The 22,378-nt window shown below is 45.2% G+C and carries 21 protein-coding genes; all 21 read right to left on the minus strand.

Features of this window, described 5'->3' with window-relative positions; all coding sequences use genetic code 11:
• Positions 1–29: 29 nt before the first annotated feature.
• The 21 genes from rimP to OM416_RS11250 all read right to left on the minus strand — a co-directional run bounded on the left by rimP (position 30) and on the right by OM416_RS11250 (position 22,346).
• Positions 30–491 carry a ribosome maturation factor RimP gene (rimP, locus tag OM416_RS11150; RefSeq protein WP_091017262.1) on the minus strand — a complete coding sequence of 154 codons (462 nt, stop codon included), beginning with the start codon at positions 489–491 and terminating at the stop codon, positions 30–32.
• A 256-nt stretch (positions 492–747) separates the two neighbouring features.
• Positions 748–5,067, minus strand: coding sequence for a PolC-type DNA polymerase III (locus OM416_RS11155; RefSeq protein ID WP_264929256.1), 4,320 nt, complete (start codon positions 5,065–5,067; stop codon positions 748–750).
• Between the two features lie 153 nt (positions 5,068–5,220).
• The gene (gene proS, locus OM416_RS11160) at positions 5,221–6,675 is read right to left on the minus strand and encodes a proline--tRNA ligase (protein WP_169478461.1); all 1,455 of its coding nucleotides are present in this window, start codon (positions 6,673–6,675) and stop codon (positions 5,221–5,223) included.
• Positions 6,676–6,737: 62 nt separating this feature from the next.
• The gene (rseP, locus tag OM416_RS11165) at positions 6,738–8,009 is read right to left on the minus strand and encodes an RIP metalloprotease RseP (RefSeq protein ID WP_062833823.1); all 1,272 of its coding nucleotides are present in this window, start codon (positions 8,007–8,009) and stop codon (positions 6,738–6,740) included.
• A 113-nt stretch (positions 8,010–8,122) separates the two neighbouring features.
• Complete coding sequence (locus OM416_RS11170) at positions 8,123–9,262, minus strand: 1-deoxy-D-xylulose-5-phosphate reductoisomerase (protein ID WP_264929260.1); 1,140 nt, start codon at positions 9,260–9,262, stop codon at positions 8,123–8,125.
• Positions 9,263–9,336: 74 nt separating this feature from the next.
• A complete protein-coding gene (locus OM416_RS11175) occupies positions 9,337–10,131 on the minus strand; it encodes a phosphatidate cytidylyltransferase (RefSeq protein ID WP_264929262.1) in 795 nt (264 codons plus the stop codon).
• A 16-nt stretch (positions 10,132–10,147) separates the two neighbouring features.
• A complete protein-coding gene (locus OM416_RS11180) occupies positions 10,148–10,915 on the minus strand; it encodes an isoprenyl transferase (RefSeq protein WP_017689151.1) in 768 nt (255 codons plus the stop codon).
• A gap of 89 nt (positions 10,916–11,004) precedes the next feature.
• Positions 11,005–11,559: a ribosome recycling factor gene (gene frr, locus OM416_RS11185; protein WP_017689152.1), complete on the minus strand. Its 555-nt coding sequence runs from the start codon at positions 11,557–11,559 to the stop codon at positions 11,005–11,007.
• The gene (gene pyrH / locus OM416_RS11190) at positions 11,559–12,287 is read right to left on the minus strand and encodes a UMP kinase (protein ID WP_017689153.1); all 729 of its coding nucleotides are present in this window, start codon (positions 12,285–12,287) and stop codon (positions 11,559–11,561) included. Before pyrH ends, frr begins: the two co-directional genes overlap by 1 nt.
• Positions 12,288–12,518: 231 nt before the next feature.
• Entirely contained in the window at positions 12,519–13,169 is a 651-nt protein-coding gene (tsf, locus tag OM416_RS11195) for a translation elongation factor Ts (RefSeq protein ID WP_169478464.1), read from the minus strand.
• 115 nt (positions 13,170–13,284) lie between these two features.
• Positions 13,285–13,983 carry a 30S ribosomal protein S2 gene (gene rpsB / locus OM416_RS11200; RefSeq protein WP_017689155.1) on the minus strand — a complete coding sequence of 233 codons (699 nt, stop codon included), beginning with the start codon at positions 13,981–13,983 and terminating at the stop codon, positions 13,285–13,287.
• Between the two features lie 296 nt (positions 13,984–14,279).
• Positions 14,280–14,906: a hypothetical protein gene (locus OM416_RS11205; protein ID WP_264929267.1), complete on the minus strand. Its 627-nt coding sequence runs from the start codon at positions 14,904–14,906 to the stop codon at positions 14,280–14,282.
• Between the two features lie 3 nt (positions 14,907–14,909).
• The gene (locus tag OM416_RS11210; protein ID WP_264929269.1) at positions 14,910–15,494 is read right to left on the minus strand and encodes a hypothetical protein; all 585 of its coding nucleotides are present in this window, start codon (positions 15,492–15,494) and stop codon (positions 14,910–14,912) included.
• A 65-nt stretch (positions 15,495–15,559) separates the two neighbouring features.
• Positions 15,560–15,874, minus strand: a complete 315-nt coding sequence (locus tag OM416_RS11215) for a hypothetical protein (protein ID WP_264929271.1) — start codon at positions 15,872–15,874, stop codon at positions 15,560–15,562.
• A gap of 52 nt (positions 15,875–15,926) precedes the next feature.
• Positions 15,927–17,336, minus strand: coding sequence for a DUF342 domain-containing protein (locus OM416_RS11220; protein ID WP_264929273.1), 1,410 nt, complete (start codon positions 17,334–17,336; stop codon positions 15,927–15,929).
• A gap of 61 nt (positions 17,337–17,397) precedes the next feature.
• Entirely contained in the window at positions 17,398–18,186 is a 789-nt protein-coding gene (locus tag OM416_RS11225; RefSeq protein ID WP_017689160.1) for a FliA/WhiG family RNA polymerase sigma factor, read from the minus strand.
• 15 nt (positions 18,187–18,201) lie between these two features.
• Entirely contained in the window at positions 18,202–18,645 is a 444-nt protein-coding gene (locus tag OM416_RS11230) for a hypothetical protein (protein WP_264929276.1), read from the minus strand.
• A gap of 4 nt (positions 18,646–18,649) precedes the next feature.
• Positions 18,650–19,147 (minus strand): chemotaxis protein CheD, encoded by a 498-nt coding sequence (locus OM416_RS11235; protein ID WP_017689162.1) that lies wholly within the window; start codon positions 19,145–19,147, stop codon positions 18,650–18,652.
• Positions 19,140–19,760 (minus strand): chemotaxis protein CheC, encoded by a 621-nt coding sequence (locus OM416_RS11240; RefSeq protein ID WP_139331862.1) that lies wholly within the window; start codon positions 19,758–19,760, stop codon positions 19,140–19,142. Before OM416_RS11240 ends, OM416_RS11235 begins: the two co-directional genes overlap by 8 nt.
• A gap of 10 nt (positions 19,761–19,770) precedes the next feature.
• The gene (locus OM416_RS11245; RefSeq protein WP_062833811.1) at positions 19,771–20,232 is read right to left on the minus strand and encodes a chemotaxis protein CheW; all 462 of its coding nucleotides are present in this window, start codon (positions 20,230–20,232) and stop codon (positions 19,771–19,773) included.
• 41 nt (positions 20,233–20,273) lie between these two features.
• Positions 20,274–22,346: a chemotaxis protein CheA gene (locus OM416_RS11250; RefSeq protein ID WP_264929281.1), complete on the minus strand. Its 2,073-nt coding sequence runs from the start codon at positions 22,344–22,346 to the stop codon at positions 20,274–20,276.
• Between the last annotated feature and the right edge of the window lie 32 nt (positions 22,347–22,378).

The raw sequence follows: 22,378 nt of genomic DNA on the forward strand, positions 1-22,378 counted from the left end.
CTTTTTCATTAATAAAGTGAACAAGGCACTTAAAACAAAATAGCTAGGCGCGCACTGGCAACCTTATCATAAGAAATAGCATGCTGTTTCTTACCTGCTTCGATCACGAGTTCCCCGTCATCAAAGGATAACAGCTTGCCTTCAAATTCCTTCAATCCGTTCACCGGCTCGTAGGTTGTAACAAAAACATTTTTGCCTACAGATTTGGTAACGTCCTCAGGTTTTTTCAGTGGACGCTCCGCACCGGGAGAAGACACTTCAAGGAAATAGATGGTTGGAATCGGATCGTTCTCATCCAGCTTGGCGCTCAGCTTTTCGCTGATCAAGACGCAATCGTCGATGTCGATGCCACCCTCTTTGTCGACATACACCCGTAAAAACCAGTTGCTGCCTTCTTTGACGTATTCGATGTCAACCAGCTCGAAGCCTTGTTCGTTCAAGTAGGGTTGGATCATTTCTTCCACGGTAGATTTAATGTTCGTTGTGCTCAAAACCAATAACCTCCAACTTAGGTTACACCAGCAAAATAGCACTGGCAGATTATTAAATACCCAAGATTCTTGTATACCAAAGACTAAAGAGTGGGTTTCCCCACTCTTTAGAAATTCGTACTATCTCGTTCACTTCAAAAATTATAACATAGTCTGGTAATAGTGACAAGTAAGCGATCATTCAGGCAGATTACTTACTAATGAAGAAAAAATTACGTATCCCGATTAATCTCTGTTCCCTGATTCAAATCTAATCCTAGAACAGGGAAAGCTGGTTGCTCTCTGGCAAGCCACGGAAACATCCCATATTCGACAGGAGTTCAACAATTGTCTTACTCGCTTTCGATTTCTGCTGGAAATCTTCCACCGACAGGAATTCACCATGATCTCTTGCTGCAGCGATGTTGCGCGCTGCATTATCCCCTATTCCTGCCAAAGCTGAAAATGGAGGGATTAGTGTTTTTCCGTCAACGATGAACTTCGTCGCTTCCGAACGATATAAGTCAATAGGTTTCAGCGAGAATCCACGTGCCGCCATCTCCAGACCCATTTCAAGAACAGGCAGCATGTTTTTCTCTTTCGGCGGTGCCTGGAAACCTAATTGCTCGATCTCTGTAATTTTTCGATATATTGCGTCATATCCCTGACACATCAGTTCGATATCGATCTCATCCGCCCGAACCGTAAAGTAAGTTGCGTAATATTCAATCGGGTGATATAGCTTGAAGAATGCCGTACGAACTGCCGAAATAACATAAGCGGCCGCGTGAGCCTTCGGGAACATGTATTGGATTTTGAGACAAGAATCAATGTACCATTGAGGCACCTTGCAATTCTTCATCTCGTCAATCCATTCTTGTGGCAGACCACGTCCCTTACGAACACTCTCGGTAATCTTAAAGGCCAGACTTGCGTCCATTCCCGTTTTATAGATCAGGAACAACATGATGTCATCCCGACAACCGATTACCGTCTTAATGTTGCACGTTCCGTTCTTAATCAGGTCCTGAGCGTTTCCAAGCCATACCCCTGTACCATGGGACAAACCGGAAATTTGCAGTAAATCGGCAAAAGACGTCGGCTGGGATTCGACAAGCATCTGACGTACGAATTTCGTTCCCATCTCCGGCACGCCAAATGTTGCTACTGGTGACCGAATCTGTTCCGGTGTAACGCCCAAAGCTTCGGTTGAGTTAAACATGCTCATAACTTTTGGATCATTCATCGGAATGCTAGTTGGGTCAATTCCTGTCAAATCCTGTAACATCCGCATCATAGTCGGATCATCGTGCCCCAGAATATCAAGTTTCAGCAAGTTTTCTTCAAAAGCATGATAATCAAAGTGTGTTGTTTTCCACTCCGCATTAACGTCGTCAGCCGGGAACTGAACAGGTGTAACATCTTCGACCTCAATGTAATCAGGCACAACGACAATACCGCCGGGATGCTGTCCAGTACTCCGTTTTACCCCGGTACAGCCAGAAGCCAAACGATTTAATTCAGCTCCGCGCCATTTCTTGTGATGTTCTTCCTCATACTTTTTGGCAAAACCAAATGCTGTTTTCTCAGCCACCGTACCAATCGTCCCTGCACGGAAAACGCTCTTTTCACTAAACAATACTTTCGTATAGTTATGAGCATGAGGCTGGTAATCACCCGAGAAGTTCAAGTCAATATCGGGAACTTTATCTCCTTTAAATCCAAGGAAGGTCTCAAACGGGATATCCTGGCCTTCTCCTTTAAGTGTCTTACCACAATCCGGACATTCTTTCTCGGGAAGGTCAAATCCGCTCCGAACACTACCATCAAGGAACCATTCGCTGTGTTTGCATTCCGAATTCACACAAATATAATGAGCAGGTAATGGATTAACTTCGGATATACCCAGGAATGTCGCAACGACAGAGGAACCAACCGACCCCCGGGAACCTACGAGATAACCATCCTGATTCGATTTTTTAACCAATCGTTCCGAGATTAAATAGTTGGCAGAGAAACCGTATTTTATAATTGGAATCAGTTCTTTTTCCAGTCTCGCCACGATTACTTCCGGTAATTCCTCGCCATAGATGGACTTGGCAGTGTCATAGCAGGTATTACGGATTTCTTCGTCCGCACCTTCCAGAATCGGAGTAAACAGTTTGTCCGGGAATAACTTAATCTCCTCAAATCGGTCAGACAATTCAATTGTATTGGTAACGACAACTTCATAAGCTTTGTCTTGGCCGAGGAACTTGAATTCTTCCAGCATTTCCTCCGTCGTTCTAAAATGTGCATCCGGCTTACGTTGATCTTTCAGTGGACTAAATCCTGTAATTCCGTGAATGGTGATATCCCGATATAGTTTGTCACGAGGTTCCAAGTAATGAACATTACCTGTGGCAATAACGGGTTTGGACAGCTTCGTCCCGATATCAATGACTTTACGAATTGCTGTTTTGATCTCTTCAGGAGTAGCCACCAAGCCTTTATCCACCAAATGCATATACATTGTAAGTGGCTGGATCTCCAGTATGTCATAAAACTCGGCGATCTCTTCCGCTTCTTCGAGCGATTTGTTAAGCACCGCTTCGAAGAATTCACCTTTTTCACAGCCCGATAAAATAAAGAGGCCTTCACGCAAATTAATCAGTTTCGATTTGGGAATGCACGGTACCCGCTTGAAATGTTCCGTATGAGAAAGAGATACCAGTTTATATAAGTTTTTCTTACCGACTTCATTCAGTGCATAGATTCCGCAATGGAAAGGTCTTGTATTCGACAAGTCGACACCGACATAATCGTTCAGTCGATCGAGCCTCGTCAACCCTTTCATCTGGGCAGCATCATTTAATAATCCGATCAGTATACCTGCGAGCGCAACGGTATCGTCAATAGCCCGGTGATGGCTTTCCAGTCCAACCTTATATTTATCCGCCATCGTATTCAGACGGTGGTTCTTATTTTTTGGGAATAACAATCGCGCCAGTTCCAACGTGTCAAGGACAGGGTTAGGAAGCTCTGGCATTCCAATTTGTTTCAGGGAAGCCTGAATAAAGCCCATATCAAAACGTGCATTATGCGCAACAAGTACACCATCTCCGGCAAACTGTACAAACTCTCGGATAACAGGCTCCAGCTCAGGTGCATCTTTCACCATTTCATCATTAATATTTGTCAATTGCTGAATGTTGTAAGGAATGCGTTCATGTGGATTTACAAACGTCGCATACCGGTCGATTTCTTTACCATCTTGCATCTTCACAGCGGCAATCTCAATAATTTTGTTCTGCGTAACCGAAAGACCCGTGGTCTCGATATCAAATACAATGTATGTCGCTGTTTGCAGATCCAACGGCTGTGGAGCCATTACGACCGCAACGGAGTCATTCACTACATTGGCCTCAAGGCCGTAGATCATTTTAATCCCATTTTTCTTAGCAGCCTTGGAAGCCTCAGGATATACTTGTACCCCACCATGATCACTGACAGCAATCGCCTTATGTCCCCACTCAGCTGCCATTTTCACGTATTTGTCGATCGAAGTTACAGCATCCATCGTACTCATCGTAGAGTGTAAATGGAACTCCACCCGTTTCTCTGGTGCATTATCTTTGCGAGATGGCGGTGCTTTGACTTCAACCAGATCCGAGGGAATCATGGCGAGTTCAGGAATTTGCATAAACCGGTCATACTCGACACGTCCACGCACTTTCACCCATTTACCGTTAGCCAGCAAACTGAGAATTTTAACATCCTCTTTTGTTTTGGCAAACATCTTCATTTGCATGGAGTCCGTGAAGTCGGTCAGATAGAATGTAAACAGTGTATTTCCGTTTCGTAGTTCTTTACGATCCAGACCAAACACCGAACCTTGAAGCGTGACCTTTTTCTCCTCATCCTGGATTTCCTGCATAGGCACTGCTGGCTCTTTAATATCATAGCCCATTTGCAAACGCACATCGCCCTGTTCCTCATCGACCGGGATTTCTGTGTCTACTTCACTCATCATCTTCTCGATGACCTCAAGTTCCTCAACACGTTTTTTGGCCTGGAACTGCTCCATCGCCTCTTTATTGTTGGCCACTTCGCCCACTTGCATCTTGATACGAAGCGGTAGATTAAAGTACTTGTCATAGAACGTCGTGATCGCCTGGTCAATCTGTTTTTTTCGAGCCAATTCCATTGATGTTGCGTCGCTCATCGTCAGTTGCAGGAGATCCGCTTCACATTCAAACGTAGTCCGGTTCATCCAACCATTCACAGATGGAATCTCACGTGTAACCCATTCTAAAAATAGATTCCAATATTCACTGACGATATCGCCATTCGGTACCTTGTCCGTATATTTGAAGCCAAATGAAATTTTGGCGATATGATTCATCTTCTCCTGAATATGCAGGCAAAATGTGCGATAAATTGGAGCGGGTACCAACGTATCCTTTGCAATCAGAATATTCCATTCCCGATTACTCCGGTTGGTCTCAACTTGTTCAATCCATCCATCCAAAAAATAGGGCTCTAACAGACCAGCCGGAAGCTCTGCCTGTTTCATCAACAACTCAAACCGTTTTCTTTTCTCCTCGAATCCGCTCATCGTGTTCCTCCTTGTACCCCCTTTAAAGCATGAAAAGCCCCTGCATTCAAAAATGTCACCGATCCGAACTCGCACCGACTCATTTTATCCGACAGAAGCTCTCCATTCATTACTTAACCGGTGAATAAGTGCTTTTCGTCAAGTTAACCTGACTTAGTATGCTCTTGCAAACACAACCGTGTGTTCTGCCTGTTCACCACAAGCCAGGCACGTATGCTTTTCTTCCGCAGGCTGGAACGGAATGTTCCGGCTTGTTGCGCCTGTAACTTCTCTTACTTTATCTTCGCAAGCTTCTGAACCGCACCAGCCAGCCAGTGTAAACCCGCGTTTATTCTCCATCAGTTCTTTCATCTCATCGAGTGTATCCACGGAGTAGAAGTTATCAGACATAAATGTGCGGGCACGTTCCAACATATCTACCTGGATTTGTGTCAACATAGACTGGATTTCTTCTACCAAGTTCGCCTGTTCTACCACTTTTTTCTCACCTGTGATGCGTGATACGAGTACACAAACGCCATTTTCCATATCACGTGGACCAATCTCCAGACGAATCGGAACACCGCGCATCTCGTATTCATTGAATTTCCAACCTGGGCGAACATCGCTGCGATCATCCATTTTCACACGGACTCCAGCTTGTTTCAACTCAGTGAACAACTCATCTGCACGTCCTACAACAGCATCACGCGTTTTCGGAGGTCCAATTGGAATCATGACCACTTGCGTAGGTGCTACTTTAGGAGGCAGTACGAGACCACGGTCATCTCCATGAACCATAATCAACGCGCCGATCAATCGTGTGCTTACTCCCCATGAAGTGGTGTAAGCCAGTTCCAGCACATTGTTCCGGCTAAGATACTGAATTTCAAATGCTTTTGCAAAGTTCGTTCCCATGTAGTGTGATGTACCTGCTTGTACAGCACGTCCATCCTTCATCATGGCTTCGATCGAGTACGTATCCACCGCACCCGCAAACTTCTCGGATTTGGTTTTCTGACCCACAATTACAGGAATAGCCAAGTACTCCTCAACCACTTCACGATAGATTTCAAGCATTTTCATCGTTTCTTCACGTGCTTCTTCTTCGGTCTCATGCGCAGTGTGACCTTCCTGCCACAGGAACTCACTTGTGCGAAGGAAAGGCAATGTTCTTTTTTCCCAACGAACTACGTTAGCCCACTGGTTGATCAATACCGGAAGGTCCCGATAAGACTGAATCCACTTGGAATACATGTGACCAATAATTGTTTCGGATGTAGGACGGATCGCCAGACGTTCTTCCAGCTTCTCTCCTCCAGCTTCCGTAACCCACGGTAATTCAGGGTTAAAGCCTTCCACATGCTCTTTTTCCTTTTGGAAGAAGCTCTCAGGAATAAACATCGGGAAATACGCATTGCGATGACCCGTTTCCCGGAAACGACGATCCAACTCATCCTTGATGTGTTCCCAGATTTCAAAACCGTCTGGTTTAAACACAATACAACCGCGTACCGGTGCATAGTCCATGAGATCAGCTTTTTTGATAACATCAATATACCAGCGTGAGAAATCCTCACCCTGTGGTGTGATTTCAGTCACGAACTGTTTATCATTTTCCTTTGACATAAGACTCCAGCGTCCTCCCATAACGACTATCTCTGAATAACCAGAGCGTAGTCCAACCGTAATTATCCGTTAATTAAACGTAATATATCATTGTAAGTTACTGCCAGCATCAACACAAACAACATCGCAAATCCGATGAAATGCACCATACCTTCGCGGTTTGGATCAACAGGTCTGCCGCGCAGCGCTTCAATTCCCAAAAATACCAGACGGCTACCGTCCAATGCAGGTATTGGTAACAGGTTGAAAATCCCAAGGTACAGACTCAAAATGGCTGCCCATCTCGTTAACTGCTCAATTCCTTGTTTAGCAATTTGCCCTGTCACTTCAAATGTACGAACCGGGCCACCAATATCATCCATGTTGAATTGATTGATCAGATGTTTGAAACCTTCAAATATCACTTTGGTTGTGTCAACCATGGCTACCCCTGATACCGTAAAGGTCTCTACAAATCCAACGGATCGAGTAGGTAACGTAGGAACGATTCCCACTTTTCCGCCCTCTTGTCCTTCTACAGCACGTGGAGTAATCGTTATATTAAACGTTTCATTCCCCCGACGCAGCGTCCATTCCATCGGCTTGTCTTTGGAATCGGCAATCATCGTCACCATTTTTTGTGAATCCGTGCCAATAGCAGTACCATTGATGGTCTCAATAATATCGCCCTTTTGCAGGTTCGCCTGATCGGCTGCCCCACCTTCAAGAACTTCACCAATTTCAAGATTTTTCGGATTCTCCACTGGAACTCCTGCCATCTGTGCATATACAGCAAACAGCACAAAGGCCAAGATAAAGTTCATCAGGGGTCCCGCAAAAATAGCCAATGCACGCTGTCCAACGGTTTTGCTGCCGAATTGACGATCTTTCGGTGCAATCTGCGTTTGTTTACCACGACTCACCAACATCGCTTGAGGATGTATTCGGTACTCCTGAATCTCTCCATCTACATCGAGTTGAAGCTTAAGGGCTCTCTCCATATCAATGGAGATGACTTCACCACGTATTACATTTTTTCGGTTATCCAGTTGGTCCAGATAGATCATCTTCACCTGGTCATCTGCAGATCTTACCGCAATGGTCTGTCCTTCCTGGATCTCTACCAGTTCCGGATCTTCCCCTGCCATCCGTGCATACCCACCAAAAGGCAACAAACGCAATGTAAACTGGGTCTCGTTTCTTTTATATGAGAACAATTTGGGACCAAAACCGATCGCAAATTCCCGTACAAGAATACCGGCGCGTTTGGCAAAGTAATAATGCCCCCATTCATGAACCGTCACGATGACAAAGAACATGAGCACCGTTAGAAATACCACTTGTATGGTTTCCAATCCCTATCCATCCTCCTTCACGGCACATACCGCAGTCTGTCCCTCTAGATTATCATTATTCTCTGATGCCGCACAAGAGAATCACTTCTTCCATTTTGTTATGAAAAAAGAGATTACAGACTGGACGCAAGCTTGCGACTCTCCTGATCACATCGGGCGATCTCCTGCAGATCAGGAGAGTCCACATTGTGGTGTGCTTCCAGCACAGAAGCAATAATATCTTCTATTTTAAGGAATGAAATCTCTTTACGCAAGAAACGGGCTACAGCAACCTCGTTGGCTGCATTAAACGCCGTTGTTGCGGTTCCTCCCATTTTACCACACTCATACGCCATTCTTAAACATGGGAACCGTTCCATATCCATCTCACGGAAATGTAATTTCCCAGCTTGAGCAAGAGACAGCCGCTGTGCTGGCGATGGCAAGCGGTCAGGATAAGTCAGTGCATATTGAATGGGAACTCGCATATCCGGATTACCCAGTTGAGCGATGATGCTGGTGTCATCAAATTCCACATAGGAATGAATAACGCTCTCCGGGTGAAGCAATACATTAATCTGATCATATCGAAGACCAAATAACCAATGTGCTTCAATGACCTCAAGTCCCTTGTTTACCATCGTTGCCGAGTCTATCGTAATTTTGGAACCCATTGACCAATTCGGATGTTTAAGCGCATCCTCTATAGTCACGTTCTTCAACTGTTCACGGGTAAGATCACGGAATGATCCGCCTGAAGCGGTGAGCGTGATTCCTGTCAGGCGTTCTCTGTTTTCACCATTCAAGCATTGGAATATAGCAGAGTGCTCACTATCAACGGGCAATAAAGAAACACCTTTGGCAGCCGCTCTTGTCGTGACAATATGCCCCGCTGTAACCAATGTCTCCTTATTAGCCAGTCCGATCTGTTTACCCGCGTCTATGGCAGCAAGTGTTGACTCCAATCCAACACTCCCCACTACCGCTGTAACAACCGTATGTGCATCGGTTCCTGCTGCAACTTCTACGAGTCCTTCGTTGCCGTAAAACAGTTGCGTTCCTGCTGGCAAATATGGAGCTACCTTCTCGGCCAATTCTTTGGACCCCACTGAAACTTTCTTCGGTCGGTAACGTTTGGTTTGTTCGATCAGCAAGTCTGTATTGCCTCCGGCAGCCAGACCCTCCACTTGAAAGAGTTCCGGATGCATGTCTACTACATCTAGTGTCTGGGTTCCAATGGAACCGGTCGACCCGAGAATCGCAATTTTTTTCATGCTGCACCTCATCTTTAATTATCCAATGCCTACGACGGACGAACAATGATGATACCTCAGACTCATGTTCTTCTTTAGTAGGGCAGTAGCATTAGTATATGTACGAATGGAAAAACAACAATCCAGCTGTCGCACCGATCAAGAATGCCTCCATGCCCTGGGAGAAGACTGCCTGAATCCTTGATATTATATACACGTTTGTATGCCGACTGGATCAAGTCGCCCATTTGACCTACGACTGCACAGGCAATTCCGATCACAATCGCTCTCTGCCAGGAAAGCAACCCATCTGAGACTAATGCAAAAACAACAGAAGTGATAATTGCAATCACGATGCCTCCCAGTGCACCCTCTACAGTCTTGTTTGGACTGATGGAAGGCCACAGTTTGTTTTTGCCGATTAGTTTCCCTACAAAATAAGCCCCTGCATCACTGGCCCATATGGAGCCCAGCAACAGGAACGTCCAGAACAACCCATGATGCAGATGTCTGGATTCTGCAATGTAATAGAAACCGATCCCTATATACAGCACGGCGAGGAAAAGCATGGCTACTGTATTCACGGGAACCTTATTCTTGGTGACAACCGAAGCTGTCATCAGTACAAGCATTACAATCCAGATGACCTGAAATAAGGATAGCGGTCTTGCCTCCCAAAGCATCTCCCAAGGAAACACAATGGCAAACACACCAGCATATCCAATCAGGGCCACACCTGAAAAAGGCATCACCCCGGTCATTTTAACAAATTCATAATAACCGATGAGAGCCATAAGCAATACCAAACCATGGTACCAGGGTCCGCCCAGCATGCAAAAACCTAAAAACAACACACCTGCTATGATTCCTGTCGTTAATCGCTGTTTCAACGGCTTCATCCTCCATCTATTTCAAACCGCCGTAACGCCTTGTTCTGCGCTGATATTCGGCTACTGCTTCAAGCAAATGCTTTTTGCCAAATTCGGGCCAGTATATATCCGTAAACCATAATTCACTATATGCAAGCTGCCAAAGCATAAAGTTGCTCAATCTCAACTCTCCGCTCGTCCGGATCAGCAGATCCGGATCGGGCATATCAACCGTCAGCATATGTCTATCAATGAGTTCAGGTGTTATGTCCTCTGCCGATAGTTCTCCCGATTTCACCTGCAGAGCGATCTGTTTAACACAGTCCGTCATTTCGCGACGACTTCCATAGTTCATTGCAAAGTTCAAAACGAGACCTGTATTATGTTCCGTAAGACGAATAGCTTCCCGCAAGGCATTGATGGTATGAGAAGGTAAATGTTCCTCTTGGCCCATCATGCGGATGCGCACATTTTTTTCTATAAGTTCATCCAGCTCTATAGCCAGAAATTCTTGCGGAAGTCGCATCAGAAAATCCACTTCTTCTTTTGGACGCGTCCAGTTTTCTGTCGAAAAAGCGTACATCGTCAGATATTTGATGCCCAGTTCATCCGCCGCGATGGTCGCACGTTTGACCGCCTTCATGCCATTTTGGTGCCCTGCTATACGCGGGAGTCCCAAACGTTTGGCCCATCGTCCATTGCCGTCCATGATGATGGCGACGTGCTGCGGGATATTGTCCTCGGATATAGTCAGCGTTTCCTGCTTGTCAGCCCCATTCCACCACGACCGAACCCGTTTGATCATTCCTGTTCCTCCAAAATCCCTGAAGTTTCTTCATCTGAAGCTTGGAAAAAGAGACAAAACCCCACCGTATTGGAGGGGCTGCGCTTGTCTTACACTTCCATGATTTCTTTTTCTTTGGCAGCGAGTACCTTATCGACTTCAGCAATAAACTTGTCGGTCGATTTTTGGATATCGTCCTGATGTCTCCGGGATTCATCCTCGGAAATGTCTGACTTCTCCATTTTCTTAATGTCATCATTCGCATCACGGCGAATGTTACGAATCGCTACTTTACCTTCTTCACCGAACTTCTTCGTCAGCTTCACAAGTTCCGCTCTGCGTTCTTCCGTCAATGCCGGAATAGACAAACGAATCATGCTACCATCATTGGCTGGAGTAAGACCCAGATCCGATTTCATGATGGCACGCTCGATATCACCCATGGAAGATTTGTCCCAAGGTTGAATCATCAGAGTACGGGAATCCGGAGTACTGATATTAGCGAGTTGATTCAATGGCGTCATAGCCCCATAATACTCTACCTGAATTCGGTCCAGAAGAGCTGGAGTTGCACGGCCTGCACGCAAAGTAGCTAGGTCACGACGCAATGCTTGAATTGCTTTTTCCATACGCTCTTCGGCATGTTGTTTAACCGCTTGTGGCATTAATCTACACTCCCTTTAACGATTGTTCCGATACGTTCACCCAGAACAACACGTTTGATGTTACCTTGTTCCGTAATGGCAAATACGATCAACGGGATGTTGTTGTCCTTACAAAGCGAGGATGCCGTCGAATCCATCACACCAAGGTCTTTGTTAAGAATATCCATGTAAGTCAACTGATCAAATTTCACAGCTGTACTGTCCTTAAACGGATCTGCTGAGTATACACCATCGACTTTGTTTTTGGCCATCAAGATAACTTCTGCTTCAATCTCCGCTGCGCGCAGTGCTGCTGTTGTATCCGTGGAAAAGAACGGGTTACCTGTACCTGCTGCAAAAATAACGACCCGGCCTTTCTCCAGATGACGAATAGCTCTACGACGAATATAAGGCTCTGCAATCTGTTGCATTGCAATAGATGTCTGTACACGCGTTGGTACTTCAATCTGTTCCAATGCATCCTGGAGTGCTAACGAGTTCATTACTGTCGCCAGCATACCCATATAATCTGCAGTTGCACGATCGATGCCGTTTTCGCTACCGGCAATTCCACGCCAGATGTTTCCGCCGCCACATACAATAGCAACTTGAACACCAAGTGCAACAACCTCTTTTACCTGTTGCGCAATCGATGAGATCGTGTCTGCATCAATACCGTAGCCGTTTTGACCGGAAAGGGACTCTCCGCTGACCTTTAAGACAACACGTTTAAATACTGGCTGTTCCAATTATTCACCCTCCACTTTGAATTGAACACGCTCGGTGTTCAACCAACAAAACTTCTCGCGCATGGCCTCCTGCTTAAAAAGAAAGGAACACAGTTGTGTTCCGCTCTTTTAGGAAAAACGTTTAACCGGTGAGGCACTGTTTTCCTGGGATATAAGGGAGTTTACGCTTCGAAGTTTCATCATTCTTATATCTTCGAAAATCAATCCTGCTTGCCGGTTTTAAAAACCGTCTTATTTGTTTACTTGGGACATTACTTCTTCTACGAAGTTGTCTACTTTTTTCTCAAGACCTTCACCCAGTTCGTAACGAACGAAACGACGGATGGAGATGTTTTCACCAATTTGGCTGATTTTTTCGTTCAGCAATTGGGAAATCGTTTTGTCTGGATCTTTAACGAAAGTTTGTTCCAGCAGGCAATACTCTTCGTAGTATTTACCGATACGGCCTTCAACCATTTTTTCAATGATTTTCTCTGGTTTGCCTTCGTTAAGAGCTTGAGCTTTCAGAATTTCTTTTTCTTTTTCCAGCTCTTCTGTAGGAACTTCTTCGCGTGTAACAAATTTAGGATTAGCTGCAGCGATTTGCATAGCTACATCTTTAACGAAATCCTTAAATTGATCCGTTTTACCTACGAAGTCTGTTTCACAGTTAACTTCAACCAAGACACCAATACGTCCACCAGCGTGGATGTAAGATTCTACAACGCCTTCAGTTGCTGCACGGCCCGCTTTGCTTGCTGCTGCAGAAAGACCTTTCTCACGCAACAATTCAGCTGCTTTCGTTACATCACCGTTTGCTTCTTCCAGTGCTTTCTTACAATCGAGCATACCAGCGCCCGTTCTTTCGCGAAGTTCTTTTACTGCACTCGCATTAACTGCCATTATAAATTCCCTCCAAAATTAAGTATTGTACGTACACTCTAAAAAAAGGGCAGTGAGAGGTTATACACCTGCCAACCACCCTTTTCATTTAGTTTATTGCATATGTTCGAATCTATTAAGCGGAAGTTTCTTCGCCTTGGTTAGCTTCGATTACAGCGTCAGCCATTTTACCTGTCAGCAATTTAACAGCGCGAATCGCGTCGTCATTACCTGGGATAACATAATCGATCTCGTCCGGATCGCAGTTAGTATCAACGATACCTACAATTGGGATACCCAATTTGCGAGCTTCCGCAACAGCAATACGCTCTTTGCGTGGATCGATGATGAACAGGGCGCTTGGCAGGCCTTTCATATTTTTAATACCGCCCAAGAATTTCTCCAGACGATCTTTTTCTTTGCGAAGCAAGATTACTTCTTTTTTAGGCAATACAGCGAATGTACCGTCTTCTTCCCAAGCTTCCAACTGTTTCAAACGATCAATACGTTTTTGAATAGTTTGGAAGTTAGTCAGGGTACCGCCGAGCCAGCGTTGGTTAATATAGAATTGACCAGCACGTTCAGCTTCTTCTTTAACGGAATCTTGAGCTTGTTTCTTAGTACCCACGAAAAGAATTTTACCATTCTCTCCTGCGATTCCTTTAACGAAGTTGTAAGCCTCTTCGACTTTTTTCACCGTTTTTTGCAAATCGATGATGTAAATTCCGTTTCTTTCAGTGAAGATATAACGATCCATTTTTGGGTTCCAACGACGAGTCTGGTGACCGAAGTGTACCCCAGCTTCGAGAAGCTGCTTCATGGAGATTACTGCCATCTTCACACACCTCCTAATATGGTTTTTATTGTGTCCTCCGCCGGCATCATTTTTCGCCAAGACTCTCCATCAGGAAAGCACCCTCAACAAAATTAGCACATGCGTGTGTTTTAACACCGTTATCTAATATAGCACAACCAACTGCCTGATGCAACAGTCTTTGAAACTAAATCTTCTTCTATACTTATTGCATCTAAACTAGCAATCCATACTTCATCCGGAAATCAACAATACTTACTATTTAGTTTTCAAATCATACGATTAAATACGCAAAAAACCGTCCGGTCCGAGCATGCTCAGCTTGACGGTTCTTTCGTGATTTTTGAGATAATGGATTTGAAACTCTCGCCTTTTTCAAGCGAATACGTACCCACTTGGATTTTGGTGTTGATTCGCTCAGCTTTTCCAGCCTTTATGAAAGCTTGCGCATCATCAACAATTCCAGCGGTTTTTAGGTTCGCTGCAACGATCGCCAGACTATTGCCTGAACGTACTTTGAATGATACAGTTGCACCTTTCGGATTGCTTGGCGTTGCAGGTTCTGTTGTCTTCGGTTCAGTTATCTCTTTTTGCTCTTCAACTTCACTTGTAGCAGGCTCTTCGGGCTTCTCAGGCTCGGCAGGTGTCTCCGTAGAGGTTACTGTCTCAGGCGGTGTTGCTGTGTCCCCCTGCAGCTCACTGCTCTCCTGCTTTTTTTTCTGCACCCACTCTGCTTCTGTGTATAATTCCTCTTCAGAACCAACCAACTTCATATCAAGGCTTTTCGCGACTGTTTCCAGCTCTTCTTTCGTCATATTGGCGGTCTGCTCAGGGTCAAGGTTACTATCAGATAATGCATTTTGTCCGACTGTAGCCAGTTGAAGCAAAACTGCACCAATAATCATACCGCTTCCCAGACCAATCCATAAGGATCGCTTGTCCATGACTTAGCTTTCCTCCCGTTCTGCCAGTTGCAGTATTAACTGTACCTCACCACGCTGAATGCCTGTCTGCTTGGATATGGCATCCATCGACTTACCCTCTGCATGTAAATTGAAAAGTTCTGCATATCGGTCTTTAATCGATTCACGCCCGGGCAAAGATTCGACTTTGCTGGTCGGCAGATCTGCTTCTAACGCCTGCTGGGCCGCCTCTGCTTGCACACTTTTCACAAGCGCTTGTGCTTGCAAACCTTCGGAAGCTTGTACGGGTATATTACCCGAGTATGGAACTGGTGATGGAACCGGTTCGTTCTTTTTGCTCTGTTCCAGCTGATCCAACCGCTGCTGTAATTCCTGAAGTTGCGATTGCATACGTTGATCAGCTGCTGTCGCTTCTCCTTTCATTTCAGCCACACGTTGAATGAGAGCATCATTATCATTTTCAATCTCGGTCATGTAATGTTCAAGCGTAGATTCCATCTCCTGCACCAGTTGATGCCCCGGCTCCTGCGCCTTGTTTTTCCGGGGCATGATATATGCGTAGGCAATAGCGCAGGCTCCTAAGATGACAATAATGATCCATGGTGACAAATTGGGTTCTCTCCTTCTGATTCAACCATCGGTGCGCAAGACTGCATGTCCATCACAATTATCTATTATAGAGACAGATCAATGTGTTTTCCTTTGTAAGGGTGCTCTGCAGGTTTGACGGTTTCCTGAACCTGAGCAGTTTCATGTCCATCGGAACCACTCTGCTGATTCCCATCATTGGTATGACCATCACGCACCGAAGTCTGTGAAGTTTCGTCCATTGCTTCACTTCGTTGCCTTGCTTCATTTGCTTCTTTTGCCGTTTGCTCTGCCAAGAGATTCTGATCTGTAACCGGTCTCTGCTGGGCTTCACTTTGATAACGTCCCGCTTCGCTTGTTCGTGGTACCGCAATCTGCAACTCCACTGCTTTGAAACTCATACGCTCACCTCACGGTTTCGAATGGATTTCTTCATGTGCCTGAATGCTGTACTTAAACGTATGGAACCATCGTAATATCGCCATCGTGATAATAAAATGAAATTCGACTCACTGGATCTTTAATAAATTTCGTGTATCTGCCGATAACTATTTTAGAGCCTCCGTAAACCATCTTCAAAATATCGACACGAGCTCTGCTTGTATCTTCAAGTGCCTTTTCAATTTCAAAGATACGCATCTTCGTTTCTTCACTTACACGAAGAGCAGATTTCTGCGTAGCATTCAGCTTGATTCGCATTGACATCTTATCTGGACTTAATTGTCCAGCGGCAGCTAACTGATCCAACAATGTCAAAGCCTTCTTCGTTTTGTCCAAGGAATCCATCTGCTCTCTAGCTTCCTTGCGTAAATCATTCAGTTCGTTACGCAGCTTCGGCAGCACACCAACTTCAATGGAAGTGACCGTAGACATGCTATTGCCTACAACACGCGCTGAGACGTTCTGACCAGCCTGGATCGAGCCGCCAACGATAAGACCTTTGGTTCCTGCACAGATGACACCGTGGCCAGCACGAATATTGGAGTGCATAATGCTTTGGGAAACCAGAACATCTTCACCGGCATCCACGTTGCCTTCTTGAATGAAAGTACATTTAACATTATGACCGGCTTGTACCAGTCCTTTGTTATAACCAATAATGCCACCGGTAATTTCGATTGAACCACCTGCTTCCAGGTCCGCTCCTTCGACACCTCCGACGACACGAATATCACCTGCTGCTTTTACTTTGAATCCAGTAAGTACGTTGCCTCGTATGACAACTGTGCCTACAAAGTCAATATTACCGTTATTGTAGTCAACGTCTCCATTAACCTCATAAACGGGAAATACATTTAGTTTGTTACCATCTGTTTTCGTGACGAGCCCATCCAGTGCAGCATACATGGCAGAACCATCCGGGTTAATCACAACGTTTTTCCCGACTTTAAATCGAACTTCTTTTCCGGGACGATAAGGAATTTCCTCACCCGTTACTGCCCTGCCTGGTATACCCTCGCCAGGAGCAATTCGCTCCGCAATGATCTGACCACTACGAACATTGTTTAGCCGGGTCACTTCTTTGTAATCGACGGTTCCATCTTCCGATTCGAGCGGTCGTCGTTCGTTCGTATCGTCCATCCCTACCAGGATCTTGATGAATCCATCTGTTCCCTGAATAGGAGCGATACCTTCGGCAATCTTATATTTATCTTTTAAATAGTTTTCAGGGTTACTCACAAAAAGTAATAATGCCTCTCGCAATACACCTTGTTTGATGCCCTTGTTCGCCACAAGTTGTTCAAGTTCATCGATCGTGCAGGCAAAGCCTTCTTCCTCTTTGGAAAATTCAAGGTAGGCTGTGCATTTGTCGTCCGATAAAACAATGTTTAAACATTGTTCCAAAGCAGTCCGCTGTGTCACTCCAGTTCTTCCCCCTTTTAGACTTTCCACTCCCCAAACTCCAATATATTACTTCTCTCTATTAATCTTTACGCATCAACAAATCTTTCTGTTTGTCCAACGTGCCGCGTAATCGTAATATTGCCTTGGAATGTAACTGGGATATACGAGACGGAGAAAGAGACATAACCTCTGCGATTTCACTAAGAGAAAGATCTTCGTAATACAAGAGTGAAACAACTGTCCGCTCTTTTACCGTCAACTTGTCCAACCCTTGCACTAAAGCTTCCTTCAAATAAAACTCATTCACTTTATAATCCGGATTTTTGGCTTTCTCATCCACCATTAAAGACAGACGTGTCTCAGACTCTTCTTCACGAATCGGGTCCTCCAGCGAGCAAAGTGACATGACCGCCACTTCCTGAAGCATGTGTTGAAAATCTTTAGTCGACACGTCCAGATACTCGCTCATTTCCTCATCACTAACGGACCTGAGATAGCTTTGTTCCAGCTGTTGGTAGGCATCTTCAATCCGCTTGGCCTTCTCCCGCACAGAACGCGGAACCCAATCACCTTGACGCAGACCGTCAAGTATGGCTCCGCGGACCCTCCATGATGCATAGGTTTCAAATTGCAGACCACGTTCATAGTCGAACTTCTCCAATGCATCAATCAATCCCATAACGCCATTACTCTCCAAATCATCTTTGGGAACATTTTTTGGCAACCCGACTGCCAGGCGACCGGAAACATAATTTACAATATGAAGATACTTTTCAATCAAAGTTTTCTTGGCTTCAAGATCTCCATGTTCTTTCCATTTTTCCCACAGATCAGAATGGTTCAAATGTGAAGCTTTACGCTCGTTCAATTGCTTTCACCCTCCTTATTTGTCTGTCAGGTGACGAACGGCCTGCGCCAATTCCTCCGGATCCTTGGTCCGGACAAGTTTAGGCGGATCCAAAGGGGCGAATCCCGTTGGAGCTTTCGTCTCAGATGGCGGAAGATCGTCCCCAGATGAAGCGTTCTGTCCACTCTTGAGCAAGTCATTCAGCTCTTGTCCATCGTCTTCGAGTTTGATGTCCACCTGTGAACCTCTTTGATCTTGAGCACTTGGTGAATCATAACCATATCCATTTCCCTCTGCCTGAGGGTTCAGCAACAATCCCAATCCCCAGCGTAAACCATATGCAAGGACAAACCAGGCTACGAATCCGATCAATCCGCGAATTAAACTGGTCATCAACACATTGCTGCTGTATGCTACAAAAAAAGTAAGAATAAATCCAACGATGCCTGCTCCAAGATTAATGCGGTAGTTTCCTATCATAGTCTTATAGTTCCTTTACACCCATTTGTACACTTCGAATAGTCAAAAGGCCAGTTTCACAATCCATTTCAATCGTTCGTCCATAATTGCCACCCGTATCTTCTGCAAGAAGGGGGATGTTGAGTTTTTGCAGCCACTCTCGACAAGAATCTGCATTCCGTGGTCCAATTCGCATCGTATCCCCAGCACCAGCAAAGGCAAACATCTGGGAGCCTCCGGCCATTTTAGAAACAATACGTGAGTGAGAAGCGCCTAGTTTTATCATTTTTTCCAAAAGCTCAGGCAACGCCGTATCCGCATATTTGGCTGTGTTCAGTTTCCCTTCACGGGCGATCTCGGAAGTAGGAAGCATGACATGCGCCATTCCAGCCAGCTTCAAATGCGGGTCATACATTGTTAATCCCACACACGAGCCCAGGCCAGTCGTACGGATTACGCCAGGAAGATGAGCGATGTTTAAATCCGCCATACCGACTTTAACGACGCTTTTGTCCTCAATCATGGCTCAGTGGCACCCCTAGCGATTCAAATATCTTTGCAAATGATGGCGGATCCGGAATCAGGAAAAACTGCCCCTCAACCTGATCTTCACCTTCAAAGAAAGAGGTGTCAATCAATAATGCATCGTCACCCATCTCGCCGAACTGTAGCAAGCCATAGCTCAGAATGGCACCCGCCATGTCAATGGCAAGTCCAGGAACGGTTGGATACATCGACAACTTTGTGAAATCTGCCAAAGAAGAAAGATATGATCCAGCCAAAATATTTCCTATTTCGGAAAGGGCTGATTGCTCCATATCTGTGAAAGCGAGTCCTTCTTTCAAATCAAACCCGGCAAGCCTATTCAACAACATTTTAGCAGCCTCTGGTGTCATCATAAAGAAAAGATTTCCTGGCGCTTCCCCTTCTACACGAAGAAATACGGTAACAACGATGCGTTCATCTCCGCCCACTTTTTCGGCAACTTCTTCAAAAGGGAGCATTTGTACTGTAGGTACACCCATGTCAATCGGTCTGTTGAGGAGTTGAGACAACGCCGTTGCGGCGTTGCCTGCTCCAATGTTACCGACCTCTTTGAGCACATCCATCTGGAATACCTCAAATCGGTTGAACATCTCCACGGTACTAGCCCTCAACACTTTCCAGCTGTACAATCTCGCTTTTATTTAATACTTCGTTCAGGTTAAGCATAATCAGCAAGCGTGAATCCTCCAACTTGGCAACACCACGAAGATATCTCGCTTTGACGCCGCCAACCACTTCTGGTGGGCTATCGATCGCACTGCTCTTGATATCAATAACATCATTGGCAGAATCTACGATAAAGCCAACTTGCATGTCGTCTACACCAACGATAACAATACGAGTCTGATCTGTATACTCCGATTCCGGAAGGGAGAAACGACCGCGTAGATCAATGACCGGAATTACAACACCACGTAGATTAATTACTCCTTTGACAAAGGAAAGTGTCTTGGGAACACGGGTAATTGGCATCATGCGCTCAATCGTCTGAACCTTATCTACCTCAATACCATACTCTTCGGTACCCAATTTAAAGACGATGACTTTCAACTCTTCTTCCATGTAAAAAACCTCCCTATTAAATGTAAGACTTAGCTATATGCTTATTTAATAAATGCATTAGGATCCAGAATCAGGGCTACTTGTCCATCTCCGAGTATGGTTGCTCCAGAGATTCCTTCAATAGCAGGCAGATAGGTCCCCATTGATTTGAGAACAATCTCACTCTGTCCAATAAATTCCTCAACAGCTACAGCTGCAAGACGGTCACCTTTGCGAATTACGACAATTTCTGTTTCCTGTTCATCGGCATCATTGAAATCCGGTACGGAGAACACTTCGCTCAAGGACAAGTATGGAATCAGTGACTCACGGAACGTAATCATTTTATTGCCGTGAATATTGCGAACCTGCTCACGCTGTACAATAGCTGTCTCTACAATGGAGGACAATGGAACAGCATATTTCTCTGAACCAAGTCGTACAAGCATTGCAGCGATAATGGAAAGAGTCAGCGGAAGCTGAACAGAGAAGTTCGTGCCTTTGCCTGGAGTCGAATGAATCGTTACATTACCGCCAAGCGAAGTGATTTTCGATTTTACTACATCCAAACCAACGCCACGGCCAGAGATATCCGAGATAATATCCGCAGTGCTAAAACCAGGTGCGAACAACAGTTGATTCACTTCATCGTCGCTCATCTTGGCACCTTGTTCTTCAGTTACAACTCCACGTTTGATCGCGGTTTTCAGAAGCTTGTCACGATAAATTCCTTTACCATCATCTTCAATCTCGATAAATACGTGATTTCCACTGTGGAAAGCGCGCAGATTTACTGTACCCATCTCTGGTTTACCTGCAGCTACACGCTCTGCAATGGATTCCACACCATGGTCAACCGCGTTACGCAGCAAATGCACTAGCGGATCACCAATCTCATCAATTACCGTACGATCCAGTTCCGTCTCAGCACCTGTAATCACAAGATCGATTTTTTTATCAAGTGTCTTAGCCAAATCACGGATCATGCGCGGGAATCGATTAAATACGGTATCTACCGGAACCATCCGCAATTTCAATACAATGTTTTGCAAATCTGTGCTAACTCTACTTAAATGTGCTACCGTATCGGATAAATCATTGTTGCCTGTCTCACTGGCCAGTTGCTCCAGACGTGAACGGTCAATCAACAATTCACTGAACAAGTTCATCAATACATCGAGGCGTTCAATATCCACACGAATGGTACGTGAAGGTGCCGCAGCTTGTTTCGGCGCAGCTGCTTTGGCTGGTGCCGTCTTGGCTTCTTCTTTGGATGCAGAATTCTTATCCGGTGAAGCAACCTCAGCTACAATAGTCGGTACGGTTGGCGCTTCAGCTGTCGCTGCGACCTGATTGGCCATCTGCTGAAGAGTCTCCTGATCCAATTGGATCAGCTTCGCACTTTCAATCTCAGAAATACTCATGATGCCTTCTTCCAGTTCGTGCGCCTCTTTAGTTGTTATGTAATACAACGAGAAACTGCGCTCAAACTTCTCCTGCTCAATATCCTGAACGGATGGGTAAGCCTTTACGACTTCACCTGAACGCTCGAGCATATCAAAGACCATATAAGCCCGAACACCTTTTAACTGGCTATGCTCACTAACAAGCACATCTACATAAAATACACGGTGGCCTTCAGCAATTGACTGATCCAGCACCGAATATTGGAATTCATCCAGCTCAACAGCCGAAGCAATTGAAGCGTTAGCCGGTTTGTTTTTTTCAGTTGCAGAAGCATTTCCGCTTGTCATTTCACCATTTTCAATTGCCTGAAGCGAAGCTACAATAGCGGACACATCCGCTTTACCTTGTCCACCTTCGGTAATATCCTGAACCATAGTTTCCAAAGCATCCAGACTCTTGAACATGGTATCAAAAATGTAATCCTGCATTTTCAACTTCTCATTACGCACCAGGTCCAGTACATTTTCCATTTTATGTGTCAGTGATGCCAAATCTTCGAAGCCCATTGTTGCCGCCATACCCTTCAGGGTATGAGCAGAGCGGAAAATGACCTGAACTATTCCCAGATCTTCCGGATTGCCTTCAAGTTGAAGCATGTTTTCGTTAAGGGATTGCAGATGATCATTAGACTCATCAATAAACATGGATAAATATTGGTTCATGTCCATTGTGAGGCACCTCCTCCGTGAGTTACACTCTG

Origin of the sequence: Paenibacillus sp. LS1 (assembly GCF_026013365.1) — a bacterium.
Classification (GTDB): domain Bacteria; phylum Bacillota; class Bacilli; order Paenibacillales; family Paenibacillaceae; genus Paenibacillus.

What these genes read in the sequence shown, in the direction of transcription:
- OM416_RS11155 (WP_264929256.1), bottom strand. Translation starts at nt 5,067, where the DNA reads ATGAGCGGATTCGAGGAGAAAAGAAAACGGTTTGAGTTGTTGATGAAA.
- proS (WP_169478461.1), bottom strand. Translation starts at nt 6,675, where the DNA reads ATGTCAAAGGAAAATGATAAACAGTTCGTGACTGAAATCACACCACAG.
- OM416_RS11170 (WP_264929260.1), bottom strand. Translation starts at nt 9,262, where the DNA reads ATGAAAAAAATTGCGATTCTCGGGTCGACCGGTTCCATTGGAACCCAG.
- OM416_RS11180 (WP_017689151.1), bottom strand. Translation starts at nt 10,915, where the DNA reads ATGATCAAACGGGTTCGGTCGTGGTGGAATGGGGCTGACAAGCAGGAA.
- frr (WP_017689152.1), bottom strand. Translation starts at nt 11,559, where the DNA reads ATGCCACAAGCGGTTAAACAACATGCCGAAGAGCGTATGGAAAAAGCA.
- tsf (WP_169478464.1), bottom strand. Translation starts at nt 13,169, where the DNA reads ATGGCAGTTAATGCGAGTGCAGTAAAAGAACTTCGCGAAAGAACGGGC.
- rpsB (WP_017689155.1), bottom strand. Translation starts at nt 13,983, where the DNA reads ATGGCAGTAATCTCCATGAAGCAGCTTCTCGAAGCTGGGGTACACTTC.
- OM416_RS11205 (WP_264929267.1), bottom strand. Translation starts at nt 14,906, where the DNA reads ATGGACAAGCGATCCTTATGGATTGGTCTGGGAAGCGGTATGATTATT.
- OM416_RS11215 (WP_264929271.1), bottom strand. Translation starts at nt 15,874, where the DNA reads ATGAGTTTCAAAGCAGTGGAGTTGCAGATTGCGGTACCACGAACAAGC.
- OM416_RS11230 (WP_264929276.1), bottom strand. Translation starts at nt 18,645, where the DNA reads ATGATAGGAAACTACCGCATTAATCTTGGAGCAGGCATCGTTGGATTT.
- OM416_RS11235 (WP_017689162.1), bottom strand. Translation starts at nt 19,147, where the DNA reads ATGATTGAGGACAAAAGCGTCGTTAAAGTCGGTATGGCGGATTTAAAC.
- OM416_RS11240 (WP_139331862.1), bottom strand. Translation starts at nt 19,760, where the DNA reads ATGTTCAACCGATTTGAGGTATTCCAGATGGATGTGCTCAAAGAGGTC.
- OM416_RS11245 (WP_062833811.1), bottom strand. Translation starts at nt 20,232, where the DNA reads ATGGAAGAAGAGTTGAAAGTCATCGTCTTTAAATTGGGTACCGAAGAG.
- OM416_RS11250 (WP_264929281.1), bottom strand. Translation starts at nt 22,346, where the DNA reads ATGGACATGAACCAATATTTATCCATGTTTATTGATGAGTCTAATGAT.